Source organism: Pseudonocardia sp. 2-7, assembly GCF_056341085.1.
Map to the genome: position 1 here is coordinate 142,765 of NZ_CP094507.1, position 23,878 is coordinate 166,642.

At 74.9% G+C, this 23,878-nt stretch carries 18 protein-coding genes; 9 read left to right on the forward strand and 9 right to left on the reverse strand.

All coding sequences use genetic code 11. The features are described 5' to 3' along the window. Positions 1-22 precede the first annotated feature (22 nt). The 3 genes from MTO91_RS00705 to MTO91_RS00715 all read left to right on the forward strand — a co-directional run bounded on the left by MTO91_RS00705 (position 23) and on the right by MTO91_RS00715 (position 5,672). Positions 23-2,026 (forward strand): glycosyltransferase, encoded by a 2,004-nt coding sequence (locus tag MTO91_RS00705; protein WP_476653314.1) that lies wholly within the window; start codon positions 23-25, stop codon positions 2,024-2,026. Next, positions 2,023-4,950 (forward strand): arabinosyltransferase domain-containing protein, encoded by a 2,928-nt coding sequence (locus MTO91_RS00710; protein ID WP_476653315.1) that lies wholly within the window; start codon positions 2,023-2,025, stop codon positions 4,948-4,950. Before MTO91_RS00705 ends, MTO91_RS00710 begins: the two co-directional genes overlap by 4 nt. Positions 4,951-5,012: 62 nt before the next feature. After that, a complete protein-coding gene (locus MTO91_RS00715; protein ID WP_405420469.1) occupies positions 5,013-5,672 on the forward strand; it encodes a hypothetical protein in 660 nt (219 codons plus the stop codon). Here MTO91_RS00715 and MTO91_RS00720 read toward each other — a convergent pair. Next, positions 5,629-7,533, reverse strand: coding sequence for a glycosyltransferase (locus MTO91_RS00720; protein WP_476653317.1), 1,905 nt, complete (start codon positions 7,531-7,533; stop codon positions 5,629-5,631). The genes MTO91_RS00715 and MTO91_RS00720 overlap by 44 nt on opposite strands. 55 nt (positions 7,534-7,588) lie before the next feature. Beyond that, positions 7,589-10,813: an arabinosyltransferase domain-containing protein gene (locus tag MTO91_RS00725; protein WP_476653319.1), complete on the reverse strand. Its 3,225-nt coding sequence runs from the start codon at positions 10,811-10,813 to the stop codon at positions 7,589-7,591. Positions 10,814-11,143: 330 nt separating this feature from the next. On the opposite strand from MTO91_RS00725, the gene MTO91_RS00730 reads away from it, so the two are divergent. The 3 genes from MTO91_RS00730 (at position 11,144) to MTO91_RS00740 (ending at position 14,902) form a co-directional block, all read left to right on the forward strand. Further along, a complete protein-coding gene (locus tag MTO91_RS00730) occupies positions 11,144-13,291 on the forward strand; it encodes an acyltransferase family protein (protein WP_476653321.1) in 2,148 nt (715 codons plus the stop codon). Positions 13,292-13,554: 263 nt separating this feature from the next. After that, on the forward strand, positions 13,555-14,241 hold the full coding sequence (locus MTO91_RS00735; RefSeq protein ID WP_405420461.1) for a class I SAM-dependent methyltransferase: 687 nt from the start codon (positions 13,555-13,557) through the stop codon (positions 14,239-14,241). 10 nt (positions 14,242-14,251) lie between these two features. After that, positions 14,252-14,902 (forward strand): nitroreductase family protein, encoded by a 651-nt coding sequence (locus MTO91_RS00740; protein WP_476653322.1) that lies wholly within the window; start codon positions 14,252-14,254, stop codon positions 14,900-14,902. A gap of 13 nt (positions 14,903-14,915) precedes the next feature. Here the strand turns inward: MTO91_RS00740 and MTO91_RS00745 are convergent, their stop codons facing one another. Together MTO91_RS00745 and MTO91_RS00750 are read right to left on the reverse strand one after the other, a co-directional pair. Beyond that, on the reverse strand, positions 14,916-15,671 hold the full coding sequence (locus tag MTO91_RS00745) for a decaprenylphospho-beta-D-erythro-pentofuranosid-2-ulose 2-reductase (protein WP_476653323.1): 756 nt from the start codon (positions 15,669-15,671) through the stop codon (positions 14,916-14,918). Between the two features lie 20 nt (positions 15,672-15,691). Further along, on the reverse strand, positions 15,692-17,098 hold the full coding sequence (locus MTO91_RS00750) for an FAD-binding protein (protein WP_476653325.1): 1,407 nt from the start codon (positions 17,096-17,098) through the stop codon (positions 15,692-15,694). Positions 17,099-17,150: 52 nt separating this feature from the next. Here MTO91_RS00750 and MTO91_RS00755 point away from each other — a divergent pair, with 52 nt between their 5' ends. Further along, entirely contained in the window at positions 17,151-18,947 is a 1,797-nt protein-coding gene (locus MTO91_RS00755; protein WP_476653326.1) for a hypothetical protein, read from the forward strand. Positions 18,948-18,964: 17 nt separating this feature from the next. After that, on the forward strand, positions 18,965-19,567 hold the full coding sequence (locus MTO91_RS00760) for a DUF1707 SHOCT-like domain-containing protein (RefSeq protein ID WP_062399264.1): 603 nt from the start codon (positions 18,965-18,967) through the stop codon (positions 19,565-19,567). A 15-nt stretch (positions 19,568-19,582) separates the two neighbouring features. Here MTO91_RS00760 and MTO91_RS00765 read toward each other — a convergent pair whose 3' ends face one another. Genes MTO91_RS00765 through MTO91_RS00780 form a run of 4 tightly spaced genes read right to left on the reverse strand, consistent with a single transcriptional unit; the run spans position 19,583 to position 22,114 of the window. Next, on the reverse strand, positions 19,583-20,323 hold the full coding sequence (locus MTO91_RS00765; protein ID WP_476653327.1) for an ABC transporter permease: 741 nt from the start codon (positions 20,321-20,323) through the stop codon (positions 19,583-19,585). Beyond that, positions 20,320-21,192, reverse strand: a complete 873-nt coding sequence (locus MTO91_RS00770) for an ABC transporter ATP-binding protein (RefSeq protein WP_100879196.1) — start codon at positions 21,190-21,192, stop codon at positions 20,320-20,322. Before MTO91_RS00770 ends, MTO91_RS00765 begins: the two co-directional genes overlap by 4 nt. After that, on the reverse strand, positions 21,189-21,506 hold the full coding sequence (locus MTO91_RS00775; RefSeq protein WP_073573850.1) for a transcriptional regulator: 318 nt from the start codon (positions 21,504-21,506) through the stop codon (positions 21,189-21,191). Before MTO91_RS00775 ends, MTO91_RS00770 begins: the two co-directional genes overlap by 4 nt. After that, entirely contained in the window at positions 21,503-22,114 is a 612-nt protein-coding gene (locus MTO91_RS00780) for a hypothetical protein (protein WP_476653329.1), read from the reverse strand. Before MTO91_RS00780 ends, MTO91_RS00775 begins: the two co-directional genes overlap by 4 nt. 160 nt (positions 22,115-22,274) lie before the next feature. Here MTO91_RS00780 and MTO91_RS00785 point away from each other — a divergent pair, with 160 nt between their 5' ends. After that, entirely contained in the window at positions 22,275-22,730 is a 456-nt protein-coding gene (locus tag MTO91_RS00785) for a GtrA family protein (protein ID WP_308215814.1), read from the forward strand. Positions 22,731-22,754: 24 nt separating this feature from the next. On the opposite strand, the gene MTO91_RS00790 is transcribed toward MTO91_RS00785, so the two are convergent. Continuing rightward, complete coding sequence (locus MTO91_RS00790) at positions 22,755-23,768, reverse strand: hypothetical protein (protein ID WP_405420445.1); 1,014 nt, start codon at positions 23,766-23,768, stop codon at positions 22,755-22,757. Positions 23,769-23,878: the final 110 nt, after the last annotated feature.

Sequence of the window (23,878 nt, forward strand, 5' to 3'; positions counted from 1 at the left end):
GACGACAGAGGCAGCTCCTGCGATGACCACGACGGACCAGCGAGGTCAGGTGTCCCCCACCACTCCGGCGACGACCAGCGGCGAGACGCTGCTGCAGCGGGTGGTCCTGCCCCGGCCCGCCGACCCGACCGCCGTCCGCGCGCTCTACCTCGACGAGTGCCCCGGCACCACGCTCGCCCCGGTCGAGCCGCTGGCCGACGAGGACGCGCGTCCGCTCTCGCTGACCGTGTCGACCATCGGCGGCCGCCGCACCCGGATCCTCGACCGCACCAGCGCCACCGTCCCCGCGGCCACCGAGGTCTCCTTCGGCTCCTACTTCAACGCCTTCGCCGCCGGCTACTGGCGGGCCTGGTCCACGCTGACCAGCATCGAGCTGCGCCTGGACCTGGAGGGCTCCGGCCGCGTCGACGTCTACCGCACCAAGGCCGACGGGTCGCAGATCGTCGTCGCCGGTGAGGTGGTCTCCGGGCGCCGCCGGGTCACCCTGGAACTGGACCTGCGCCCCTTCGAGGACGGCGGCTGGTACTGGTTCGACCTGTCCACCGACGACGCCGACCTGACCCTGCACGGCGGCGGCTGGCACGCCCCGCACGACGCGCCGGGCCGCGCGGCCGTCGTCGTCGGGATGCCGACGTTCAACCGGCCCGCCGACTGCGTCGCCACGCTCACCGCGCTCGGCTCCGACCCGCAGGTCCTCGAGGCGATCACCGCGGTGATCCTCCCCGACCAGGGCACCCGCAAGGTCCGCGACGAGGCCGGCTACGAGCAGGCCGCGGCCGCGCTCGGGGACCGGCTGCGGATCATCGACCAGCCCAACCTGGGCGGCTCCGGCGGCTACGCCCGGATCATGTACGAGGTCCTGCACGGCACCGGCCCGCACGCGGGCGGGATCGACTGCGAGCAGGTCCTCTACATGGACGACGACATCCTGCTCGAGCCCGAGTCGGTGCTCCGCGCGATCGCGTTCAGCCGGTTCTCCCGCGAGCCGATGCTCGTCGGCGGGCAGATGCTGTCGCTGCAGGCGCGCTCGCAGCTGTCCACCATGGGCGAGGTCGTCGACCGCAACCAGTTCCTGTGGCGCCCCGCCCCGGACACCGAGGCCCACCACGACCTCGCCGCCCGCACCCTGCGCCAGACCCGCTGGCTGCACCGCCGCGTGGACGTCGACTACAACGCCTGGTGGATGTGCCTGATCCCGCGCCGGGCCGCGGAGCAGCTCGGGCTGCCGCTGCCGCTGTTCATCAAGTGGGACGACGCCGAGTACGGCCTGCGCGCCCGCGCCGCCGGGTTCCGCACCGCGACCGTCCCGGGCGTCGCGATCTGGCACATGTCCTTCATCGAGAAGGACGACTCCTCGGACTGGCAGGCCTACTTCCACTACCGCAACCGGCTCGTCGCCGCGGCCCTGCACGGCCCGGACGACCCGCGCGCGATGCTGAAGGAGACCTTCAAGCGGACCCTGCGCCACCTGATGCTCATGGAGTACTCGGCGGTCGCGCTGCAGATCAAGGGCTTCACCGACTTCCTGGCGGGGCCCGAGGCGCTGTTCCCGAAGCTGCCCGTGGTGCTCGACGAGATCCGGGCCCTGCGGGCCCAGTACGACGACGGCCGCCCGCTCGACTCGGCGACCGAGGTGCCGCTCGCCGACCTCGACGCGCTGGGCGCCCAGCTGTTCCCGAAGCCCCCGGTGGGCCGGGCGAAGGCCGCGGTCGGGCTCGCCCGCGGGGTGCTGCGCAACCTGCGCACCCCGGACCCGGCGCTGCGCGAGCGCCCGCAGCGCAACGTGCCGTGGAAGAACGCCCAGTGGTTCGTGCTGGCCGGCCTGGACTCCGCGACGGTGTCCACCCCGGACGGCCGCGGAGTGACCTTCCGCCGTCGTGACCCGGCGATGTTCAAGGAGATGGTCGCGGAGTCGTTCCGGCTGCACCGCGCCGTCGCGGCGGACTGGGACGGACTGCGTGCCCGCTACCGGGCGGCGGCGCCCGTGCTGACCGGCAAGGACGGTTGGAAGCAGATCTTCGAGTGAGCCCCGCCCGCCGGGGGCCGCTGCTGCTCCTGCTCGGCGTCGTCACCTGCCTGCTCGGCCTGGCCGCCGCGCTCGCCCCCGTCGACGCCGAGGACCCGGTCGTGACCTGGCCCCGGGCGGGACAGGCACCGGCGAGCACGGTGCTGCCGCTCTCGCCGTACCGGCCGCTGGAGTTCTCCGCGACCGTCCCGTGCGCCGCGGCGGCCGCCCTGGGCGAGGGCGACGTGCTGCGGACGATGCCCGCCGCCGAGGAGAACCCGGTGACCGCGCCGGGCTTCGTCGCGAGCGTGGCCGGCGGGACGCTCACGCTGCGCACCGGCGACCGGGTGCTCGCCACCGCGCCCGCCGGGTCGGGCTGCGTGTTCGAGGTGACCTCCGCGGACGGGGGCACCGTCGTCGCCCGCGACGGCGCGATCCTCGCCGAGCGCCTCGACATCGCACCGCCGCAGGTCGCCGAGCTCGCCACCGACGTCACCGGGCCCGCCGCGGCCGGGCTCGCGGTCACCCTGCACACCGACGCGCGCTACGCGTCGTCGCCGTCGCCGCTGAAGGTCGCGCTGCTCGTCGCGCACCTGCTCGCGCTGGCCGCCACCCTCGCCGTCGCCGTGCGGACCTGGACCGGCACCCGCCGGGTGTTCGACGCGCCCGTCCGCCCCGGTCCGGCCGACCTCGTGGTGCTGGTCGTGAGCTGTGCCTGGGCGGTGCTCGGGCCGCTCAACATCGACGACTCCTGGTACGCGCTGATGGCCCGCCAGGGCGCGCGGACGGGGACGATCGGCAACGCGATCTACCAGCTCGACGTCACCGAGGCGCCGTTCGCGACCAGCCAGTACCTGCTGCAGTGGTGGGGGAGCCTCGTCGGCTGGGGCCTCGGGCCGCTGCGCGTGGTGCCGGTCGTGCTGGGTCTGCTGACCTGGGTGCTGCTGCGCTACACCCTCGCCGCGCTCGCGGGCCGGGCCGGCGTCCGGCCCGGGGTGGTCGCCGCGCTCGCCGTCGCGCACCTGGCCTGGTTCCTGCCCTACGGCATCGCGCTGCGCCCCGAGCCCGCCGGGACCGCGGCCGCCGCCGGGGCGCTGCTGCTCGTCGCCGCCGCCCGCCGCACCGGGGCGGTCGGGCTGCTCGCGCCGGCCGTCGTCGTCGCGGTGGTGGGGGTGACGACCGCGCCGACCGCGCTGGTCGCCGCGATGCCGCTGCTGCTCGCCCTGCCGCTGGTGTGGTGGCACCTCGCGCACGCGCCGTGGGCCACCCGGCTCGCGACGGCCGCCGTCGCGTTCGCCGCCGCGAGCGTGGTCGTGCCGCTCGGACTGGCCGACCAGACCCTCGCCGACGTGCGCGAGTCCGTCGCCGTGCACCGCTGGTACTACTTCCAGTACCAGTGGTACTCGGAGTACGTCCACTACGCCAACCTCCTCGGCCCCGACGACCAGGGCACCTGGGGACGACGTCTGCCGGTCCTGCTGACCGTCGCCGTCGTCGCGCTGGGCGCGGTGCGGCTCGCGACGCGCCGCGGCACCGGCGGCCCGCTGGGCTCGGCGCTCGGGTTCGCGCTCGCCGCCACCGCCCTCGGCCTCGTCGCCGTCGCCGTCAGCCCGACGAAGTGGGTCAACCACTTCGGCGCCGTCGCCGCCCCCGCGACGCTGCTGCTCGGCATCGCGCTCGCCCGCGGTCCGCTGCCGCGGCGCGCCCCGGCCCGGCTCGTCGCGGTGGGGACGGCCGTGCTCGGCGTCGTCGCCGCGGTGATCTACGCCGGCCCGAACCTGTGGCGACCGTTCTCCGACTGGGGGCAGCCGTTCGGGAACCACTCGGTCGTCGACGCGCCGATCCACCAGCAGGTCCTCGCACCGCACCTCGGACCGCTGTACCTGCGCAGCCCGCTGCTGTGGCTGCTCGTGGTCGCCGCCGCGCTGTGGTGGGCCCGGCGGCGGGGGAGCACGCCCCGGCCGGACCGGGCGGTGCTGCGCGTCGCCACGGCCGGCGGCGTCGCGCTGATGCTCGCCGTGTTCGTCGTCGCCCCGGTGCAACAGGCCCCCGGCACGTCGGTGGCCTCGATGAACCTCGCCATGCTGACCGGCGACGGCTGCGGGCTGGCCGACGCGCTGACCGTCACCGTCCCCGGTGACGCGACGCCCGCGCTCCCGAGTGACCCGCCCCGTCTCACCGGGGTGATGCGGGACGGCCCGCCGCCCGACCGCCCGTCGATCCCCGGCCCCGTCTGGCACACCGAGGACGCCGGCACCGGCACCCTCGACGCCGGCTGGTTCCCCGTCCCGGCCGGGACCACCCGGCTGATCCTGCCCCTCACCGGGGACCTGCGCGGCGACCAGGCCGTGCGGGTCGAGTCCGGCGCCGGCACGGCCACGGTCGACCTGCCGGGGACGAAGGTCGCCGACTGGCGGGACGTGGCGGTGACCCTGCCCGGCCCCGCCGACCGGGTCCGGGTCGTCGTGGACGACCGGATCGACGGGCCGGACACCTGGCTCGCCGTCGGCGCCCCGCGGCCCGCCCGCGACCTGCCCGCCCGCACGGTGCTCGGCGACGCCCCGGTGTTCGCCGACCAGGCCTCGGCGGTGCTGTGGCCCTGCCAGGACCAGATCGCGGTGCGCCACGGCATCGCGCAGGCCCCCCAGTGGCGGCTGCGCACCGGCGACGACCTGGAGGGCGCGACCGAGGCCACCGCGTTCTTCCCGGCGAACGGCGGGACCCTCGCCGGGATCGGTCGCACCGCGACCTTCGACGAGCTGCCCTCGCGGCTCGATCCGCCCGGCGGGCGCGCGATGTTCGCGCCCGCGCACGTCGAGCGGGTGCGCTACGAGCACCCGACCGACGGCTACGACCTCACCGTCGGGACGCAGCGACGGTGGGGCTGGGAGCGGCTGCCGACCCTGGCCGACAAGGACTACACCGGACGGGACTTCCTGGGCTGACCCGGGGGTGGCTCCGGGCGACCCCGGAGCCGCTCGGCCGCCGGATCCGGTGTGCTCACCCGATGTTCTCGACGACGACCTGGCGGCGGACGACCGTCTGGCTGCACGTGCTCACCTCGGTCGGCTGGGCTGCCCTGGCCGCCTCGCTCGCCGTCCTGCAGGTCCTGGGCGGCGACCCGGCCGCCCGCCCGGCGGCGCTGCTCGGGGCCCACCACCTCGACGCCGTGCTGCTCGCCCCGCTCGCCGTCGGCTCCGCGCTGACCGGGACGGTGCTCGCCGCCGCGACGCCCTACGGCTTCTTCCACCACCGCTGGGTCGCGACGAAGTTCGGGATCACCCTGGCCCAGCTCTACCTGGGGATCGGGGTGATCTCGACGCGGCTCGACGCGGCCCACGCCGACCCGACCGGGTCGCCGCCGCCCGAGCTGCTCCCGCTGACGCTGCTCATGGTCGCCGCGATCGCGTTCCAGGCGTGGCTGTCGGTCGCGAAGCCGTGGGGCCGGACCCGCTGGTCGGCGGACAGGCCCCGGCCGGTGACCGGTCCACGGTGGATGTTCGCGGCGGCGAGCGCGGCCGTCGTCGTCGACCTGGTGGCCGGGTTCCTGCTCGGGCACCCGGCCCCGGTCGCCTCGGTCGTGGTGCTGATCGCGGTGCTCCTCGGACGCCCGCGCGGACAGATCAGACCGCGTCGTAGAGCCGCGCCCACGTCTCCCGCGACGTGAGCCGCGGCTCCGCGGCCTTCCACTCCCGGGCGACCTGCGGCCCCTCGTTCCACAGCCGGCGCACCGTGTGCACCCCGCGGGTGGTGAGCTCGCGCAGCCGCTCCTGGTCGCGGGTCCGGATGCGGACGCCGTTCTCGGCCATGTCGGTGACGATCGCGCGCTCGAACAGCGACACGTGCCACCAGTGCGCCTCACCGGCCGGGACCATCCCGGAACGGAACGGCACCCGCCCGGTGGCCTGCAGCAGGGCGCGCTTCACCCAGGTCCGCACGATCTTCGACGGCTTGCCCCCGGCGAGGTGCACCACGGACTCGCGCACGTCGAGCCCGGCCTCCGCCAGCGGCACGGCCGTCGTCTCGGGGTAGGCGGCGCGGATCCGGCGGATCTCCGCCGCCGCGGAGGCGGAGCCGTCGTCGAGCACCGACGGGCCGCGCAGGAAGTCCTCGACCGCCGTCAGCAGCGTCGCGGCCAGCCCGTACTGCATCGCGACCAGGTACTGGGCCAGCAGCTCGACGACCGTCGCGGACACCGTGCGCCGGTCGAAGCCGGTCCGCAGGGCGGCGGTGATCAGGCCGTTGCGCTGGTTGAAGTAGCGGTGCCACTCGTCCCAGTCCTTCCAGCCGAAGTCGGCGTGCCACACGCCGGCCCCGGGCAGCGACACCGTGGCGAAGCCGCGCTCGCGGGCGCGGTAGCCGAACTCGACGTCGTCCCACTGGAAGAACAGCGGCAGCGGGTAGCCGATGGCCCGCACGATCGGTGCGGGGATCAGGCAGGACCACCAGCCGTTGTACTCGGTGTCGACCCGCTGCTCCTGCACGATCGGCAGCAGCCGCTCGTCGCGGCCGAGGAGGAAGCCCTCCTCCAGGGCACCGGGCACGGGCTTGCCGACGCGGAGCCTCTCGGGCTCGGCGTACTCGGCGGTGATGTGGACGTGGCCCGGGTGCAGCAGGTTCAGCATCTGCCCACCGACGATCGTCGGCGCGGTGGTGCAGGCGGCGAACCCGGTCAGCCGGACGACGATCTCCGGGTCGAGCAGCACGTCGTCGTCCATGAGCAGGACGTCGTGGTCGTCGGCCGGGTCGCCCGCGGTCGCCTCGTACAGGCCGCGGGTGAAGCCGCCCGCGCCGCCCAGGTTCGGCTGGCGCTGGTAGGCGAGCCGGTCGCCGAACGCGGCCGCCAGCTGCGCGAACCGGTCGCGCGACTCCAACGGGTCGCTGCCCTGGTCGACCACGCGGACGCATCCGACGCGGGCCAGTGCGGCCGGGTCGTCGAGCAGCGCCTGCAGCGTGTTCAGGCAGTCCTCGACGCGGTTGTAGGTGCAGATCGTGATCGAGGTGGGCCGCGGCGGGCGGGGCACCGCGACGGTCCACTCGACGTCGGACACGGTCAGCGTGCCGGTGTCGGTCGCGAACTCCAGCCAGAGCCCGCCGCCGTCGACGAAGCGGTCGATCGCCCCGGTCAGCTCGACCGTGGTGCTCCCGGTGGCGTCGACCCCGGTGGTGGCGACGGCACGGGCGACCTTGTTCGTGTCCGAGGCCATCAGCCACACCCGGCCGCGGCCCGTGGCGCGCAGCGTCACCCGGACCTCGGGCACCGCGGTCCAGCGCTGCCAGTAGGTGGCGTGCAACCGCCCCCAGTAGGTGTTGGTGGTGACGTGGGTGGCCGGGACCAGCTCGATCAGGTCCCGTTCACGGCGGGCGGCGCCGCGCAGGACCTCGGCGTAGAGGTCCTCGGGCACCAGGTGCGTCGGCCCGGTGAAGGGGCCACGCTGCACGACCAGCCGTCCGGGGCGGGTCCCGCCGGCGGGGTCGTCGGCCGGGGCGGGCTCGCCCCCGCGGAGGGGCCGGGCGGTGTCCAGCATGGCTCTCGCTCTCGCCTCACTTCTCGGATCGGACATCACGGAGTCTGCCGGGGCCTCAGCCCGGCAGCGGCGTCGGGTCCGGCGACGGGGCCCCGGCCTGCCCGACCTGCTGCCAGCCCCACAGGGTCCGGTCGCCCTCCTGCACCGGGGCCGGGACCGCCCGCGGGTCGTAGGGCTCGACGAGCCGGACCTGGCCCCAGTCGAAGTCCCAGGCACCGGGCAGGTAGGTCGGGACGTAGCGCTGGGCGGCGGTCCGGAGCAGCCAGCCCTGGGGGCCGCCGAACCGGCTGCGGCCCCACTCGTCGGCGACGGTGCGCTGCTGCGGGTCGGCGAGCATCCGGAACACCGGCACGTCGGCGATGCCCCGGTGCACGCCGAAGCGCTGCACGCAGGGGTGCACGAACGATGTCGCCCAGTCCAGGTACGCGGTGCCGCGGGCGGCGATCGTGCTCAGCGGGGTCAGCCGCGGGACCCGGGGCTGGGCGACGGCGACCCACGACCCGGCCCCGATGCCGCGGTCGGACACGACCACCCGCACGCGGTCGGCGTCGGCGGCCGGGCGGCCCGCCAGGTCGACGCGCAGGTCCCGCCACGCCTGGCCGCCCGAGGCGCCGCCGGAGTAGTCCGACGTGCTGCTGACGGCCCCACCGGGCTCGATCTCGTCGACGACCGCGCCGTCGCGGGCGAACTGCAGGGTCACGGTGTTGCCGCCGCCGATCGTCCCGGCGACGCCGAGCACCAGCGGCGCGGAGCCGTCGCGGGCCGCGGCGGGCAGCGTGTGCCACACCGAGCGGTAGTCGCCGACGTTCTCCGGGTTCGGCGACCAGCTGCCCGTGACCGGCCCACCCAGCGGGCCGGTACCGGTGACGCCGGGCCGGTCGTCGCCGTCGCCGCTGTTGTCGCGCAGCGACCCCGGTCCGGTCGGGGGCAGGCCGTCGGGCGTGAAGCCCTCGGCCAGGGGACCGGGGTCGGTGACGCCGGCCGGTTCCGGCGCGACGGGCAGCACGTTCGCGGCCGGGTCGGTCTCGACCTGGATGCGCCCGGCGAGCCCGCAGCGCGACCCGGTCGGGTCGGTCAGGACGTCGGCGCCCAGGGAGTAGGAGCCCTCCTGCTTCTCCATGCCCTTGGCCAGGGAGGCGACCTGGAACAGCACCATGAACGCGCAGATCACCGCGAGCGGCGCCGACCCGAGCCGGACGGCCTGGACGGTGCCGATCCGGCCGCGCCGACGCCCGAGGGTCCGCCGGACCGGGCGCGGCACCCCCGAGGTCGAGCGCAGGTGCTCCACCCCGGCGACGACGAGCGACAGGAACGCCAGGACCAGCAGCACCGTCGTCGCCTGGATCCCGCTGACCGACACCGGCTTGTCGAACCACGGCACGCCCCAGTTCGAGACGTACCACCAGGTGTTCGGGCCGCGGAACGCCAGACCGGTCACCGCGAGCACCGCGCCGAGGAACAGCGCCTGGTTGCGTCGCGAGCGCAGCACACCGGTGCTCGTCGCCAGCGCGGCCAGCGCCGCGACGCCCGAGGCGAGCGCGGCGAACGCGCCGAAGTGGTGCGTCCACTTCGTGGGGGTCAGGGCCAGCACCGCGAACGACAGCGCGGTGCTCGTGAGCAGTCGCCGGGAGAACCCGAGCGCGGCGCCCGGGATGCGGCCGCGGCGCAGCAGCACGATCGTCGAGACGATCATGCACAGCCACAGCAGCAGGACGGGGAATCGGCGTTGCAGCGAGCCGTCGCGGCTGTCGCTGAACAGCAGGTCGTAGCGCGCGAGCTCCTGGTACCAGGGCAGGTTCGGGCCGATGTCCTGGCGGACCCGGGTGGCCTCGGCGACGGTGGCGAGGGTCTGGTCGCCGAAGACGGCGGTGAGCACGATCAGACCGGCCGCGAGCAGCGGGCCGAGGGTGGCCGCCCACCCGGTGGTGCGGATCCGCTCGGTGAACAGCCGCAGCAGCGGCCGGGCCGCGGCCAGGAACGGGGCCAGCGCGATGAGACCGGTCGGCGTCGCCGCGACGGCGAACGCCCCCGCGACGAGTGCCCCCGCGACCGGCAGCAGCCGCCGGGTGGCCAGGGCGCGCTCCAGCATCACGAACGACACCAGCGCCGCGATCACGACGACGGTCTCCGGGCGGAGCCCGTTGTTGAACGGCAGCCAGAAGCACAGGAACACCCCGGCTGCGGCCCAGCCCGCGGAGCGGCTGCGCCGGACCCGGGTGCCGAGGCGCGGCAGCAGCGCCCTGCTGATCAGGAACCACGACGCGACGCCCATCGCCAGCGCCGGGACGCGCAGCCACAGCACCGACTCCGAGACCCCGCTCCACAGCGAGTACAGCTGGTAGAACCAGCCGAACGGCGCCTCGGGGACGTCGAACCAGCGGTGGTAGTTGCCGATGTAGCCGGCGGTGTCGTTGCCCCGGGATATGTCGAGGATGTAGCCGTCGTCGCTGGTCATCGACCCGATGAGGGCCCACACGACCAGCACGCCGACGACGACGGCGTCGCGCAGGTCGTCCTGCCCGCGCAGCCGGCGCGCCAGCCGGCGGCCGTGCACGACGCGGCGGGCGTCTGCGTCGTCGATCCGGCGCAGGAAGAACAGCGAGCCGAACAGCGCGACGATCGCGACACCGCCCGCGACGAGCTTGAGCGTCGAGGCGTCGGTGTCGTAGCGGTTGTCGGTGTCGAACCGGACGCTCGTGCCGCCCATCGGGTCGCGGGCCGCGTCGAGGTCGGAGTGGATCCCGGTGAGCTGCGGACGGCCGTCGCCGGCGAACTCGTAGAGCGTGGCCCCGCCCAGGGTCGCCGTCGTCGCGTCGAAGTCCGAGGTGAACGTGAGCGCGCAGGGCGCGCCCGGCGGGGGCAGCGGCGCGGTGGCGATGCGCTGACCGCGGTTGTCGAGGGTGACCACCCCGTCGGCGACGGCGATGCGCAGCCCGACCGTGTCGCCGTCCGGGGCGCCGGTGGGCGTCGTGGACAGCACGGTCGCGCGGCCGGGCCCGCGGTCGTCGAGGCTGCGGATCGCGTCGCAGCCGATCGTCGCCGTCAGGCTCTCCGGCCGGTACGCGACCAGGGGGGCGTTCAGCGGCGCGGTGCCGGTCGAGGCGTTCGGCCAGCTGACGGTCGCCGTGTTCTGCACGACCGGCAGGAACGGGATCGCCAGCGCCAGCACCGCCGAGAGCAGGCCCAGCACGGCGGCGAGCAGGCGGTCGGTCGGACGCGACCGGCGGTCGGTGGGGCCGGATCCCGGACGGGGATCCGCCTCCGTGTCGGCGGTCAGCACACGCCCGAGGCTAGACGCCACCCGGTGATCAACTGTGATCCCCCCGTGACCCCCGGCCGTCCACCCGTCCGGCGTAGTCCACCCACCCGGGGCCTCAAGGTCGGCCACTCCGGGTTTCGATCACGGTGAGTGATCAGCTGCGACATTCGGGCACTGTTCGGGTGTCACCGGTGACGGTGGTGATCTCGCCTCGTTGGCCCCGGTGTGAGCATCTGCACCGATTCGCGAGCGACGGCCGACGACCCGGCCACCGCCGCGTCCGCCGCCGGCGGAACCACTCCCGGACAGGGGGGTTCGTCTGTCCGATGTAGAGGAGACGGTGGCGGTGAGGTGCTCGCGCTGACGGGGCTGCGTATCGTCGCCGCGCTCTGGGTCGTCGCGTTCCACTTCCACTTCACCCCGATGGCGGGTGTGGAGACGGTGAACGGCTGGCTCGGACCGCTGATCACACAGGGTGCGCTGGGCGTCGACCTGTTCTTCGTCCTCAGCGGCTTCGTCATCGCCTGGACCTACCTCGACCAGCTCGGTCCGCGGCTCCGACCCCGGGACGCGGGCGGGTTCGTGTGGGCCCGCGCGGCGCGGATGTGGCCCGCCTACGCGGTGGTGTTCCACCTCTTCGGCGTGTGGCTGGTGGCGCGACTGCTGTTCGGGTCGACGACCGACGTCGCCTACCAGGCGGTGCAGCCGTCGATCGGCGTCGGCGCGTGGCTCGAGCAGCTGTTCCTGGTGCAGATGTGGGACGAGCAGTACCTCGACGGCGCGTCCTGGGTCGGCCCGACGTGGTCGATCAGCGCCGAGTGGCTGGCCTACCTGCTGTTCCCGCTGCTGGCGCTCGGGTTCTTCCGGCTGCGGAACCTGCCGTTCGGGGTGCTGGCGGCGGGGTCGCTGCTGTGCACCGCGCCGATGGCGGCCGCGTTCCTCGTGGTCGGGTCGCCGTACTACCCCTACAGCTGGCTGGTCCGGATCCTCGGCGGGTTCTCCGCCGGTGTCCTGGCGATGCTGGCCGTGCGGCGGCTGCGCACCACCGAACGGGTCCGCTCCGCGGCCTCGGCGACGGCGACCGTCGCCGCGGTGCCGTTCGTCCTCCTGGCGGGGTCCGTCGTCGGCGGCGGGCTGCACGGCCTGGCCGTCGTCGCCTTCCCGGTCCTGGTCGGAGCCCTCGCGCTCGCCGACCGCGGACCGGTGCACCACCTGCTGACCCGTGGCCCGATGGTGCACGGAGGGCGGATCTCCTACGCCCTCTACCTGGTCCACATCCCGATGTTCGAGATCTTCTGGTTCCTGAGCGACTCCGGTGTCCTCCCCCGCGGCGGGGAGACGGGGCACCTGATCGCGCTCACCGTCTTCGTGGGGACTCTGCCCGTGGCACACCTGCTGTACTCGCTCGTCGAACGTCCCGCGCGCCGGTGGATGCGGGGCCGGACCCGGCCCGCCCCCGAGGCCGTCGAGGCGGTCGTCGCCCCCGACCCGGTCCCGGCCGCCCGCCGCGTCGTGGCCAACGACGAGGCGCGCCGTGACCCGGAGACCTCCGTGCTGCCGATGATCACCGACGAGCCGGTGACCTCGGTGCTGCCGGTCGTGTCCGCCGCCCCGGCCACCGCCGATCCCGCCGCAGCGGCTGCGGCCGTGTCCGCCCGGCGGGTGGCGCGGCGGTCCGTGCCGTCGCAGCCGTCGGCCCCGGCACAGCCGTTCGCGCCGGCCCAGCAGGGCGACGTGCCCTCGGTGACGGAGGCGCTGCCGGTGGTCCGCCGCCGCTCGGCGGGCCCGGCGGTCGCCACGACGTCGGGCTGGACCCCCACCACGGCGCCGGAGCAGGCCCCGGCCGACGACGCGCGGACCGCCGCCATGCCGGTCGTCCCGCCCGTCGCGGCCCCGTCCGCGCCGGTCGCCGAGCCCGAGCCCACCGCCCCGGCGTCCGAGCCGGCCCCGGCCGACCCGATCGTCGTCCCGGCGCCCGCGCTGCCCACCCGGGCACCGCGACGCCCCGAGGCCGATCCCGCCGACGTGCCCGCCGCGGCCGAGATCGACGTCCCGGCCCCGGCCGGTTCGGCCCGCTGGGTGCTGGAGCGCCTGGCCGCGGCCCGCGACGCCGACTTCGACGGCGCCGGGCACAGCGACCTGTCCGCCGACCTCGTCGCCGTCGCGCGGATGCGCAGCGGCGGCGCCGGCACCGGCGGGGACCTGTTCACCCCGGTCGTCGAGGGCACGGGCACCACCACCGGCGTCGACCGGATGGAGCGGCTGCGGTCGCTGCACATCGCGGCCCGCGGGCTCGCCGACGACCGCGGTGTCGTCCCGGCACCGCGGGCGATGCGCTCCGCGTCGGCGCTGCCCGGCACGCGGACCGGCGCCGAGAACTGCGGGCGGGCCGGCCGTCGTCGCGACGACGCACACGCCAGCGCCGCGACACCGATCGTCGCCGCCTCCGGTGCCGCCGCGGCCCGTCGCCGCCGGAAGAAGCCGGCGCACGGGGCCTGAGACTCCGCTGGGGAGCGGGTGACACGGCCTTGCCCCCGGACCACCACCGTGGTCCGGGGCACGGCCGCGTCCGCCGATCCTGTCCCGCGGGACAGGAAGACCGGCGGTGGTCCACGCACCGGGGGAGCGGTCCGGTGCCGCCGCATCCCGGTGCCCGGGACGTGACGCCGGTGCCCGGACACCGCGGCACGCCGCGTCGGCGACAATGGACGGGCCCGCCCGTCGCGACCAGGACGGGCCCCGCCCACCGACGCGATGGACCGATGATCCCCACGACCCCGCCCCTCGCCGACCTGCCCGAGCCCGCCGGTGCCGCACCGCCGGAGCGGGCCGCGCTGCACTGGTACCTGCGCCTGGCCCGCCACCACCTGGGCCGCGGCCCCTACCTCGACGTCGCGGGTGCCGGCGGGGTCCTGCTCGCCGGGCTGGCCCGGCTCGGCCCGGTCTCGGGGCTGGCCGGCTCGGAGGCCGAGGCCGGGGCGATGCGTGCGGGCGCGCCGGGATGCCCCGTGCACCTGACCCCGGATGCCCTGCCGGGGCCGGTCGCGTCGCTGACCGCGGTGGAGGTGCTCGACCGGCTCCCGGACGCGGCGCTGGCCGGTGACCTCGGCCCGGGCGGCTGGTTCCGGGCGCTCGAGCCGGGCGGGTGCGCACTCGTCGTCGCCGCCGACGCCGAGGGCCGCGGCCGGGAGCTGGCCGGTGCCCGCTGGGTGCCGCCCCGCGTCCCGCGCGGGCACCTGCGGATCCGGGAGATCCTCGTCGACGCCGGGTTCGAGATCGTCCGGGAGGGCTCCGACGGGCTGACCCGCGGCCCCTACGGCGGTGTCCCCACCTGGGCTGACCCGCGTCTGGCCGCGACCCGTGCGCAGCGGTCCGCGGGGCGCCTCACGTGCGAGGTGGGCGCAGGGGAGCGCGCGGTGATCATCGCGAGGAGGCCGGCGGCGCCGTAGCGTGCAGGGCATGAGCGATGTGCTGCCACTCGGGCCCGACGAGCTGCTCACCACCACCCGATCGGTCCGCAAGCGCCTGGACCTGGAGCGTCCGGTGCCGCTGGAGGTGGTCCGGGAGAGCCTCGAGGTCGCGTTGCAGGCCCCGAGCGGCTCCAACCAGCAGGGATGGCACTGGCTGGTGCTCACCGACGCCGAGAAGCGCAAGGCCGTCGGCGAGTACTACCGGAAGGCGTTCACCGCCTACCGGAACTCCTCGCAGTACCCGACGACCCGCTCCCACGGCGACGCCGACCGCGACGCCACCCAGCTCCGCGTCGCGGACAGCGCGCAGTACCTCGCGGACCGGATGGGGGAGGTCCCGGTGCTGGTCATCGGCGCGATGAACGCGAAGGCCGAGCTGCCGGCGTCGAACCAGGCCGGGATGTGGGGGTCGCTCCTCCCGGCCGCGTGGAGCCTGCAGCTCGCGCTGCGTGCGCGCGGCCTGGGCAGCGCCTGGACGACGCTGCACCTGCAGTACGAGAAGGAGATCGCCGAGCTGCTGGGCATCTCGGAGAACGTGCGGCAGGGCGTCCTGCTGCCGGTCGCGTACTACACCGGCGACACGTTCAAGCCCGCGAAGCGCCAGCCGCTCGACACCGTCCTGCACGTCGACGGCTGGTAGGCCGCCCCCCGGATCAGATCGGGAGCCTGCGGAAGAGCGGCCGGGGCACGTGGCGCAGGGCGCTCATCACGAAGCGCATCGGCGCCGGTGCCCACACCAGCTCCTTGCCCGTCCGCACCGCGTCGACGATGACGTCGGCGACGGCCTGCGGGGTCGTCGCGAGCGGTGCGGCGTCGAGGCCCTCGGTCATCTTCGAGTGCACGAAGCCGGGCCGGACGATCGTCACGGTCACGCCGAACTCGCGCAGCGCCTCGGTCAGCCCGGTGTAGAACGCGTCCATCCCGGCCTTGGTGGAGCCGTAGACGAAGTTCGAGCGGCGGGCCCGCTCCCCGGCGACCGAGGAGATCGCGACGAGCGAGCCGTGGCCCTGCTCGCGGAACCGCTCGGCCAGCGCGACCCCGGTGGAGACGGTCGCGGTGTAGTTGACCTGCGCCAGCTCGACGGCGTGGTCGACGTCGGTCCAGGCCTTCTCGTTGTCGCCGAGCAGCCCGAACGCGACGACGGCGACGTCGATGTCCCCGCCCGCGAAGGCCTTCTTCACGACCTCGGGGTGGGTCTCGATGCTTCTGGCGTCGAACTCGATGGTCTCCACGCCGCACCCGAGCGCCTCGAGCTCGGCGCGGGCGACGTCGAGCCGGGGGCCGGGGCGGGCGGCGAGCACGACCCGCAACGGGCGGTCCGCGGCGAACGCGCGCACGGTGGCCAGGCCGATCTCGGAGGTGCCGCCGAGGAGCAGGATGCTCTGCGGATTGCCGACTGCGTCGATCATGATGGTGCTGGCTCCGGACGTCAGAGGGTCAGTGCGAGGCGGCGGGACATGTCGGAGGCGAAGACGCCGGCCGGGTCGACGCCGTCGCGGATCGCCTTCCACTCGGCGAACCGCGGGTAGCCGGCGGCGAAGGCCTCCGGCGACGTGCGCGACTCCTTCGCCAGGTACAGCCGCCCGCCGGCGGCCAGCACCATCTCGTCGAGCTCCGTGCAGAACCGGGACAGCCCGTTCGCGATCGGGAAGTCGACGGTGATCGTCCAGCCCTCCGTCGGGAACGACAGCGGTGCGTCGTTGCCCGCGCCGAAGCGCTTGAACACGTTCAGCCCGGACTTGTGCGGCGAGGCCGCGATCGTGGACACGATGCGGCGCAGCTCGGTCTCCGCCCCCATCGGGACGACGAACTGGTACTGCAGGAAGCCCTTCGAGCCGTAGACCCGGTTCCAGTCCCCGAACACGTCGAGCACCTGGTAGAAGGCCGTGATGTTCTGCACCGAGCCGCGCTGGCGCTTCGGTGCCTTGCGGAACCACAGCTCGGAGAACGCGGTCAGCGACAGCTTGTTGGCCAGCCCGTTCGGGAAGACGTCCGGGAAGGTCAGCAGCTGCGGCGCGTCGAACTTCAGCGGCTCGGAGCGCAGCTTCGCGGGGAGCTGGTCGACGGTCGCGAGCGAGCCGCGGGTCAGTACCGACCGGCCCGTCCGGGCGCCGGTCGCGGTGGTGTCGAACCAGGCGGCCGAGTAGCCGTAGGTGTCGTCGGAGCCGTCGGTGAGCAGCTCCAGCAGGCCGTCGAGGTCGTCGGTGCGATCGGTGTCGACCACGAAGTACGCCGACTCGGTCCGGTGCAGCCGCACCCTGGCCCGCACGATGACGCCGGTCAGGCCCATCCCGCCGACGGTCGCCCAGAACAGCTCCGAGTCCGGCCCGGACGGGGTCAGCTCGCGGACCGAGCCGTCCGCGGTCACCAGCGCCAACCACTCGACGTGGTTGCCGAAGCTGCCCTTGGTGTGGTGGTTCTTGCCGTGCACGTCGGCGCCGATCGCCCCGCCGATCGTGACCTGGCGGGTGCCCGGCAGCACCGGGACCCACAGCCCGAGCGGCAGCGCGGCGCGCATGAGCTGGTCCAGGCTGACGCCCGCGTCCACGTCCGCGACGCCGGTGTCCGGGTCGATGGCGTGGATCCGGCTCAGGCCCGGCATGTCGAGGACGACACCGCCCGCGTTCTGCGCCGGGTCGCCGTAGGACCGGCCGAGCCCGCGGGCGATCACGCCGCGCTCGCCCGCAGTGCGGACGGCCTCGGCCACGTCCTCGGCGTCGCGCGGGGTGAGGAGCTGGGCGACCGTCGGCGCGGTCCGTCCCCAGCCGTGCAGGGAGGCGGTCCGCCGCGCCGGGGCGTCGGTCCTGGTGCTGCTGGGAACGGTCGTGTCCGTCATCGTCGCCAGGGTAGCGAGGGCCACCGACGACGACGGGTGCGACCCTGGGCGGGTGCTCGACGAGCGGCAGGTCCGCCTCCCGCTGCCCCCGGCACGGCGCCGGGGCGCGACCGCGGGGCTGTACGTGCTGCTCGGGCTCGGCTACCTGCTGGTCTCGCTGTGGCTGCAGCGCCGGGTGCTCGCCGCCCCGGGCGGTCTGCTGATCGGGCACGTCACCGCCGACGCCGACATGTTCGCCTGGTGGCTCCACTGGTTCCCGTTCGCCGTGACGCACGGGGAGAACCCGCTGGTCACCGACTGGATGCACTGGCCGTACGGGCTCAACGCGCTGTGGAACACCGCGGTGCCGCTGCTGGCGCTGGCGCTCGCCCCGGTGACCCTGGTCGCGGGCTCGGTGACCGCGTTCAACGTCGGGCTGGTCCTCGGCCCGGTCGTGTCCGGACTGGTCCTGGTCGCCGCGCTCGGCCCGTACGTCGGCGCGGGCACCCGCGGCTGGGTCGCCCGCGGGATCGCCGGCGCGCTGTACGCGTTCTCCCCGTTCCATCTGGCGCACGCGATCGCCGGGCACCTCAACCTCACGTGGTCGCTGCTGCCGCCGCTGCTGCTGCTCGTCGCGCACCACCTGTTCGCGCGCGGCCCGCTGCGTCGCCCGTGGCTCGTGGGGGCGCTGACCGGACTCGCGCTGGTCGGGCAGCTCGTCCTCTACACCCAGACCCTCGCCATCGGCGTGATCTTCCTGGTCGTCACCGCGGTGGTGCTCGCGCTGCGGTTCCCCCGCCGGGTCCGCGCGCACCTGCCGGGGCTGGTCCGGGCCGGCCTGGCCTGCGTCGGGGTGTTCGTGGTGCTCGGCGCCTATCCGCTGTACCTGGTGCTGGCCGGGCCGAACCGCCCGCGCGGCGCGATCCGCAACGTGCACGCCACCGGCGCGGACCTGGCGAACCTGCTCGTCCCGACGCGGCTGACCGCCGTCCGGGCGGTGCCCGACGGCGCGGGCACCGAACTCGGCGGCCACATCGGCGAACAGGGCGGCTACGTCGGCGTCGCCGTGCTGGCGCTGGTCGTCGTCGCGGTGCTGGTCGTCCGGTCGACGACGCTGCGGGTCGTCGCCGCGGTCGGGTTCCTGTCCTGGGTCGCCTCGCTCGGCACGAGTGTCGTGCTGCTGGGCGACTACACGGGGATCCCGCTGCCCTGGCTCGGGTTCGCCGAGGTCCCGTTGCTGTCGGAGGTCGAGCCGGTCCGGATCCAGGTGGTGACGGCGCTGTGCGTCGCCGTCGTGGTCGCGCTGTGGGTGGACCGGATGCCGCTCGACACCCCGGCGACGGCGGTCGGTGCCGTCGCCCTGGCCGCGCTGGCGGTGGTGTCCTGGCTGCCCGCCGACGCCCAGGAGGTCCGGCCCGCGCCGGTGCCCGCCTTCTTCGCGGCCGGGGCGGCGCCGCTGGGCCCGGCCGACGTCGTCGAGATCTACCCGCGGATCACCGCGGCCTGGGACGACGGCGCGCAGGGCCTGCGCTGGCAGGCCGCCTCCGGCCCGTCGTTCCGCATCCGCGGCGGCTACTTCATCGCCTCCGATCCCGAGGACGACGTCGCCATCCAGTCCCGCTGGAACCGGTACCAGATCGGGGCGCAGTGGGTCGCCGACGGCAAGAACGACCCCAGCGACGACTACACCGCCGCCGCCCACCGCGAGCTGCGCGACCTGGGGATCACCGCGGTCGCGTTCGTCCCCGGGTTCGCCGGCGGCGACGAGGCCCGTGCGCTGGCCTGGACCCGGCGGGTCACCGGCGACCCCGGCCGGTTCGACGGCGGGGTGTGGCTGTTCCGGCTGCCGGACGCCGCACCCGTCGGATAGGTGTTTACCCTGGTGGGGTGACCGGTGCGCGGCTACCCGGAGAGGGTCGGGAGATCAGGATCTCCGACGCCGACCGCGAGCGCGCCGCGACGCGGCTCAACCGTGCGATGGCCGAGGGCCGGATCTCGGTCGAGGAGTTGCAGGAGCGGCTGTCGGTCGTCTACGGCGCCCGGTTCGGCTCCGAGCTGCTCCCCGTGCTGTCCGACCTGCCCGGGGACCCGCTGGACCTGTCCGCGGACGTCCTGGCCACCCCGGTCGGCCCGCCCACGGTGCTGCGCGGCGGCGTCGGCGGGGTCAAGCGCCGCGGCGACTGGGCGGTCCCGGCCCGGCTGCGGGTGCAGACCTCGCTCGGCGCGGTCCTGCTGGACTTCTGCGACGCGCAGCTGCCCATGCCCGTCGTCGAGGTGGAGCTGGAGCTCGGCGCCGGGTCGGCCCGGCTGCTGGTCCCGGAGAACGCCACCGCCGACGTCGACGGCCTCGTCTCCCAGTACGGCTCGGTCCGCTCGAAGATGCCCAGCCGCGCCGTCCACGGCCGCCCGCACTTCCGCGTCTACGGCCGGACGGCCGCCGGTTCGGTCACGGTGCGGACCCGCTACACCTTCGCCGGCCGCCACTTCTGAGTGCCGGCCCGGGGCTCACCGGAAGCGGCGCCCCTCGTCGCGGCGGTACGCCCAGCCCACCAGCAGCGCCAGCCCGACCGTCCACACCGCGAACGCGCCCAGCGCCAGACTACTCGGGACCGGCCCGCCGAGCGACCAGAGCAGCAGGTCACGGGCCCCGCGGGTGGGCAGCACCTCGGTCGCGCGGGCCAGCCAGCCGGGGAACAGCTCCGGCGGCAGCAGCAGGCCGCCACCGAACGCCATCGGGAAGAACGCCAGCTGGGTCACCGGCAGCGCGGCCTTGGTCGGCAGCGAGTAGCCGATCGCGAGCCCACCGAACAGGAACGGCAGCCCGGCCACCAGGAGCGTCACGAACGCGAACGGCAGCCGCGCCGGTTCCACGTACGCCGGCGTGAGCAGGGCCCCCAGCACGACCACCGGCAGCATCCCGAGCAGCGCGAACAGCACCCCGACCGCGAGCCTGCCGACCACCCGCGCCGACGCGGGGGCGGGCAGCGTGCGCAGGTAGGGATCCCACGGCTTCTCGCGGTCGTCGGCGACGCCCACACCGAAGGTGAACAGGAACCCGCTGAGCACGCCGAACAGTGCGAGCTGGGCGACCGAGCGGGTCACCGCGACCGGGTCGTCGCCCCAGTCGAACGGCAGCACGAAGAAGCACAGGGTCAGGGCCGGGAACAGCGCGGTGGACAGCACCGCGACGGGGATCCGCAGCTGCTCCAGGATCAGGTAGCGGGCGTGCGCTGCGGCGATGCTCACGACGGGCCTCCGGTCAGGGTCAGGAACGCGTCCTCCAGCGACGCCCGGGACACCGACAGGCCGGTGAAGGGCACGTCGTGCCGGACGAGGGTGCGGACCAGCTCGTCGGCGTCGGCGGTGTGCAGGGTGACGTGGTCGCCGTCGCGCTCGGTCCGCTCGACGCCGGGCAGGTCGGGAAGGGTCGCCGCGCGGAAGGACACCCGCCCCACCCGGACGGCTCCGCGGACGGCGTCGACGTCGCCGTCGGCGCGGATCCGCCCGCCCGCCAGGACGACGACGCGCTCGGCCAGCGACTCGATCTCGTCGAGGTAGTGGGTGGTCAGCAGCACCGTCCCGCCGCCGGCGTGGAACGCGCGCACGGTGTCCCACAGGGCGCGGCGGCCCTCGACGTCCAGGCCGGTCGTCGGCTCGTCGAGCAGCACCAGCCGAGGGCGGCCGATGAACGCGAGCGCGAGCGCGAGGCGACGCTTCTGGCCGCCGGACAGCCCGCCCGCCTGGCGTCGTTCCAGCCCGTCGAGGCCGAAGCGCCCCAGCAGCTCACCGGCCCCGACCGGGTCGGGGAAGTGGGCGCCGACGAACCGGACGATCTCCCCGACGCGCAGTGTGTCGGGCAGCCCGGTCTGCTGCGGGGTGGTGCCCAGCGCGACCCGGTTCGCCGCGTCACGCGGGTCCCCGCCGAACAGCCGCACCGTGCCGGTGTCCGGTCGGCGCAGCCCGGACACGAGGTTGACAAGCGTCGACTTGCCCGCCCCGTTCGGTCCGAGCAGGCCGGTCAGGCTGCCGGGCTCCAGGACGAGGTCGACGTCGTCGAGGGCGACGGTGTCGCCGTAGCGGCGGGTCACCCCGTGCAGCTCCACCGGTGCGGTCACGACGGCACCTCCGACGGGTCGGCCGCCGGGTCGAGCAGCGCCCGCAGCGCGGCCGTGTAGTCCTCGAAGGCCCGCCTGCCCGTTCTCGTCAGTTCGACAAAGGTCACCGGGGTGCGCCGCTGGTGGGTCTTGGTGATCGCGACGTAGCCCGCGTCCTCCAGCTTGCGCAGGTGGGTGGACAGGTTGCCCGCGGTCATGCCGAGCAGCTCCTGCAGCCGCGGGAAGGTCATGCGGTCGCCGTCGTCGAGGGCGGCGAGGGTGGCGGTGACCCGCAGCCGGGCCTGGGCGTGGATGACGGGGTCGAGCTCGGTCACCGGACCGCCCGCGCCCGTGTCCACAGCCCGGTGGCGACCAGGGCGCCACCGCCGACGACCGCCAGTGTCAGCGCGTGCCACGGCGCCGGGACGAACGGCAGCGCCGCGCCGAGCACCAGCAGGCCGAGCCCGAGCGCGTAGTCCGGGATGTTGCGCCAGACCGCGGCCCCGACCGCGAACAGGCCGCCGGTGACGAACACGAACAGCGCGGGCATGGCGAACCCGACCGGCGCCCCGAGCCGGCCCAGACCGACCGTCAGCGCGACGACCCCGATCATCGCCACCGGCCACACCCAGCCGTAGAGGGCGCCGTGCAGCTGGCTCGGCCCGGTGACGCCGCGTCCCATCCGGGCGCCGACCAGGCCGCTGGCGATCGACCCCCCGGCGATCGCCAGCCCCGTGAGGACGCCCGCGGTGGTCGCGGTGACCGCGCCGGTCCCGTTCGCGAACCAGGCGAGCCCGATGACCGCCCAGGCCGCGCCCCAGATCAGATAGAAGATCCAGTACGGCGGGATCTGCCGGGCCTGCTCACGCTCGATGATCGCGAGCGCGTCGGCCGGTGATCGCGGCGGCTGGTCGTCGACGTCGGTGTCCGTCCGGTCCTGCATGCTTCCCCCACTGCCAACTGGTTTGCTCTGTCACTCACTTTGTACGGCAAAGTACCTTGCCTTGTCCACGGTCGCGGACGGATCGGCAGGTCGGAGGGACGCGACCTGCGCTCCGGTGGGTCGACGCGGTCGTTGCGGCGCGCGCCGCTACCCTCGATGGGTGACCGCCACCGAGCCCACCCGGGCCGAGCCCCCGGCCACCGGTCCGGCCGACGCCCCGGCCCCGCGCCTCGGCCTCGTCCGCCAGCTGGGCAGCTTCGTCGCGATCGGTGTGCTCTCCGCGATCGTCGACTTCGGCGTCTACCACCTGCTCCTGAGCGCGGGCCTGTGGGTGCCGTTCGCGAAGGGCATCAGCTTCATCCTCGGTACGACGACGGCGTACCTGCTCAACAAGCGCTTCACCTTCACCGGCGCGAACACCGGCGGCCGCGCGAGGTTCGCCGGCTTCGTGGCCCTCTACGGCACGACCTTCGCCGTGAACGTCGGGGTGAACTCGCTGGTCCTGCACCTGCTGCCGCCGCTGACCTACGACACCAGCCTCGCCTGGCTCGTCGCGCAGGGCACCGCCACCGCGATCAACTTCGTCATGCTGCGCTGGGTCATCTTCAAGAACTGACCCCGCATCGAGCGTGGCGACCGGTCACGTCGCGCGGCGACCGCCGCGTGGGGTGCCACGCGACGTGACGGGGTGCCGTGTGGTCCCGAGACCGTGGGCGAGGCGGGCGACCATGCTGCCGTCGGCGAGGTCGGACCAGACCCATCGCACGACGGTCAGGCCCGCGGAACGGATGAGGTCCTCCCGCCGCTTCTCCTCCCAGAGCACCTCACCGAGATCCTGACCGGACCGCAGCGAGCGGCCGTACTTGACCCGGCCGTCGAACTCCCCGACCACTCCGTGCTCCGGCCAGGCGAAGTCGGTGCGGAACGGCAGACCGGGGACCTCCCACTGGGTCGCCGGGGCCGGGAGGCTCGCGAGGTGCATCCGGAACCGGCTACGCGATTCACCGGGGCTCTCGGAGCGGGCGTCCGCCAGCGCGATGACACGCCGTGCCGCGGGCGTACCGACGCGTCCGCCGAACCGGGAGAGCACCTCGGACAGCTCGTCGACCGTTGTCGCGCCGGCCGGCCGGGGCTCGGACCGTGGTCGCGGCCGGACGTACTGGTGCAGGGCCGCATCGACCGTCACCAGCGTCTGCTCGGCAGGTACCGTCCGAGCCAGGTCGACGAGTGTCCGGGCCGGCGAGGTGACCAGCAGGCCGTCGAGCTCGCGGACGTCGTCGGCCGGTAGCGGAGCCCGGTGCACGGAGGTGCCATGGCGGTTCCGGCCGCCACCGGTGCTGCGTTCCCGTACGGCGTGCACCCGATCGAGAGGCAGGTTCCAGACCGGGAGCCCGAGGACGAGGGCCGCGGTGACATGGCCGAGGACCGAGCCGGGAGCGAGGTGCGGCGCGGTGGCCCGGGCTCGGAGCAGGTGGGCCTGCACCGGCGAGCGCGGTTGGTCGTCACCGAGCCGGTAGGAGCCCCGCCGGACCGGGACGAGCACGCGGGCGCGGACGAGGCGGTCGATCTCGTCGACGGCGAGGCCTGCGCCCAGCAACGCCGACCGGTGCAGGAGCCCGGCCGGATCCGGAGGCACGTGGTCGAGGCGATCCATGCCCCCGACACTGCCGCCGCCCGGCGCCGGCCACCGACATCCCCACCGCCCTGTGGATGAACCTGCCGGTTGTGGACAGGTTCGTGGCGACCCGTCACATCCCGCGGCAC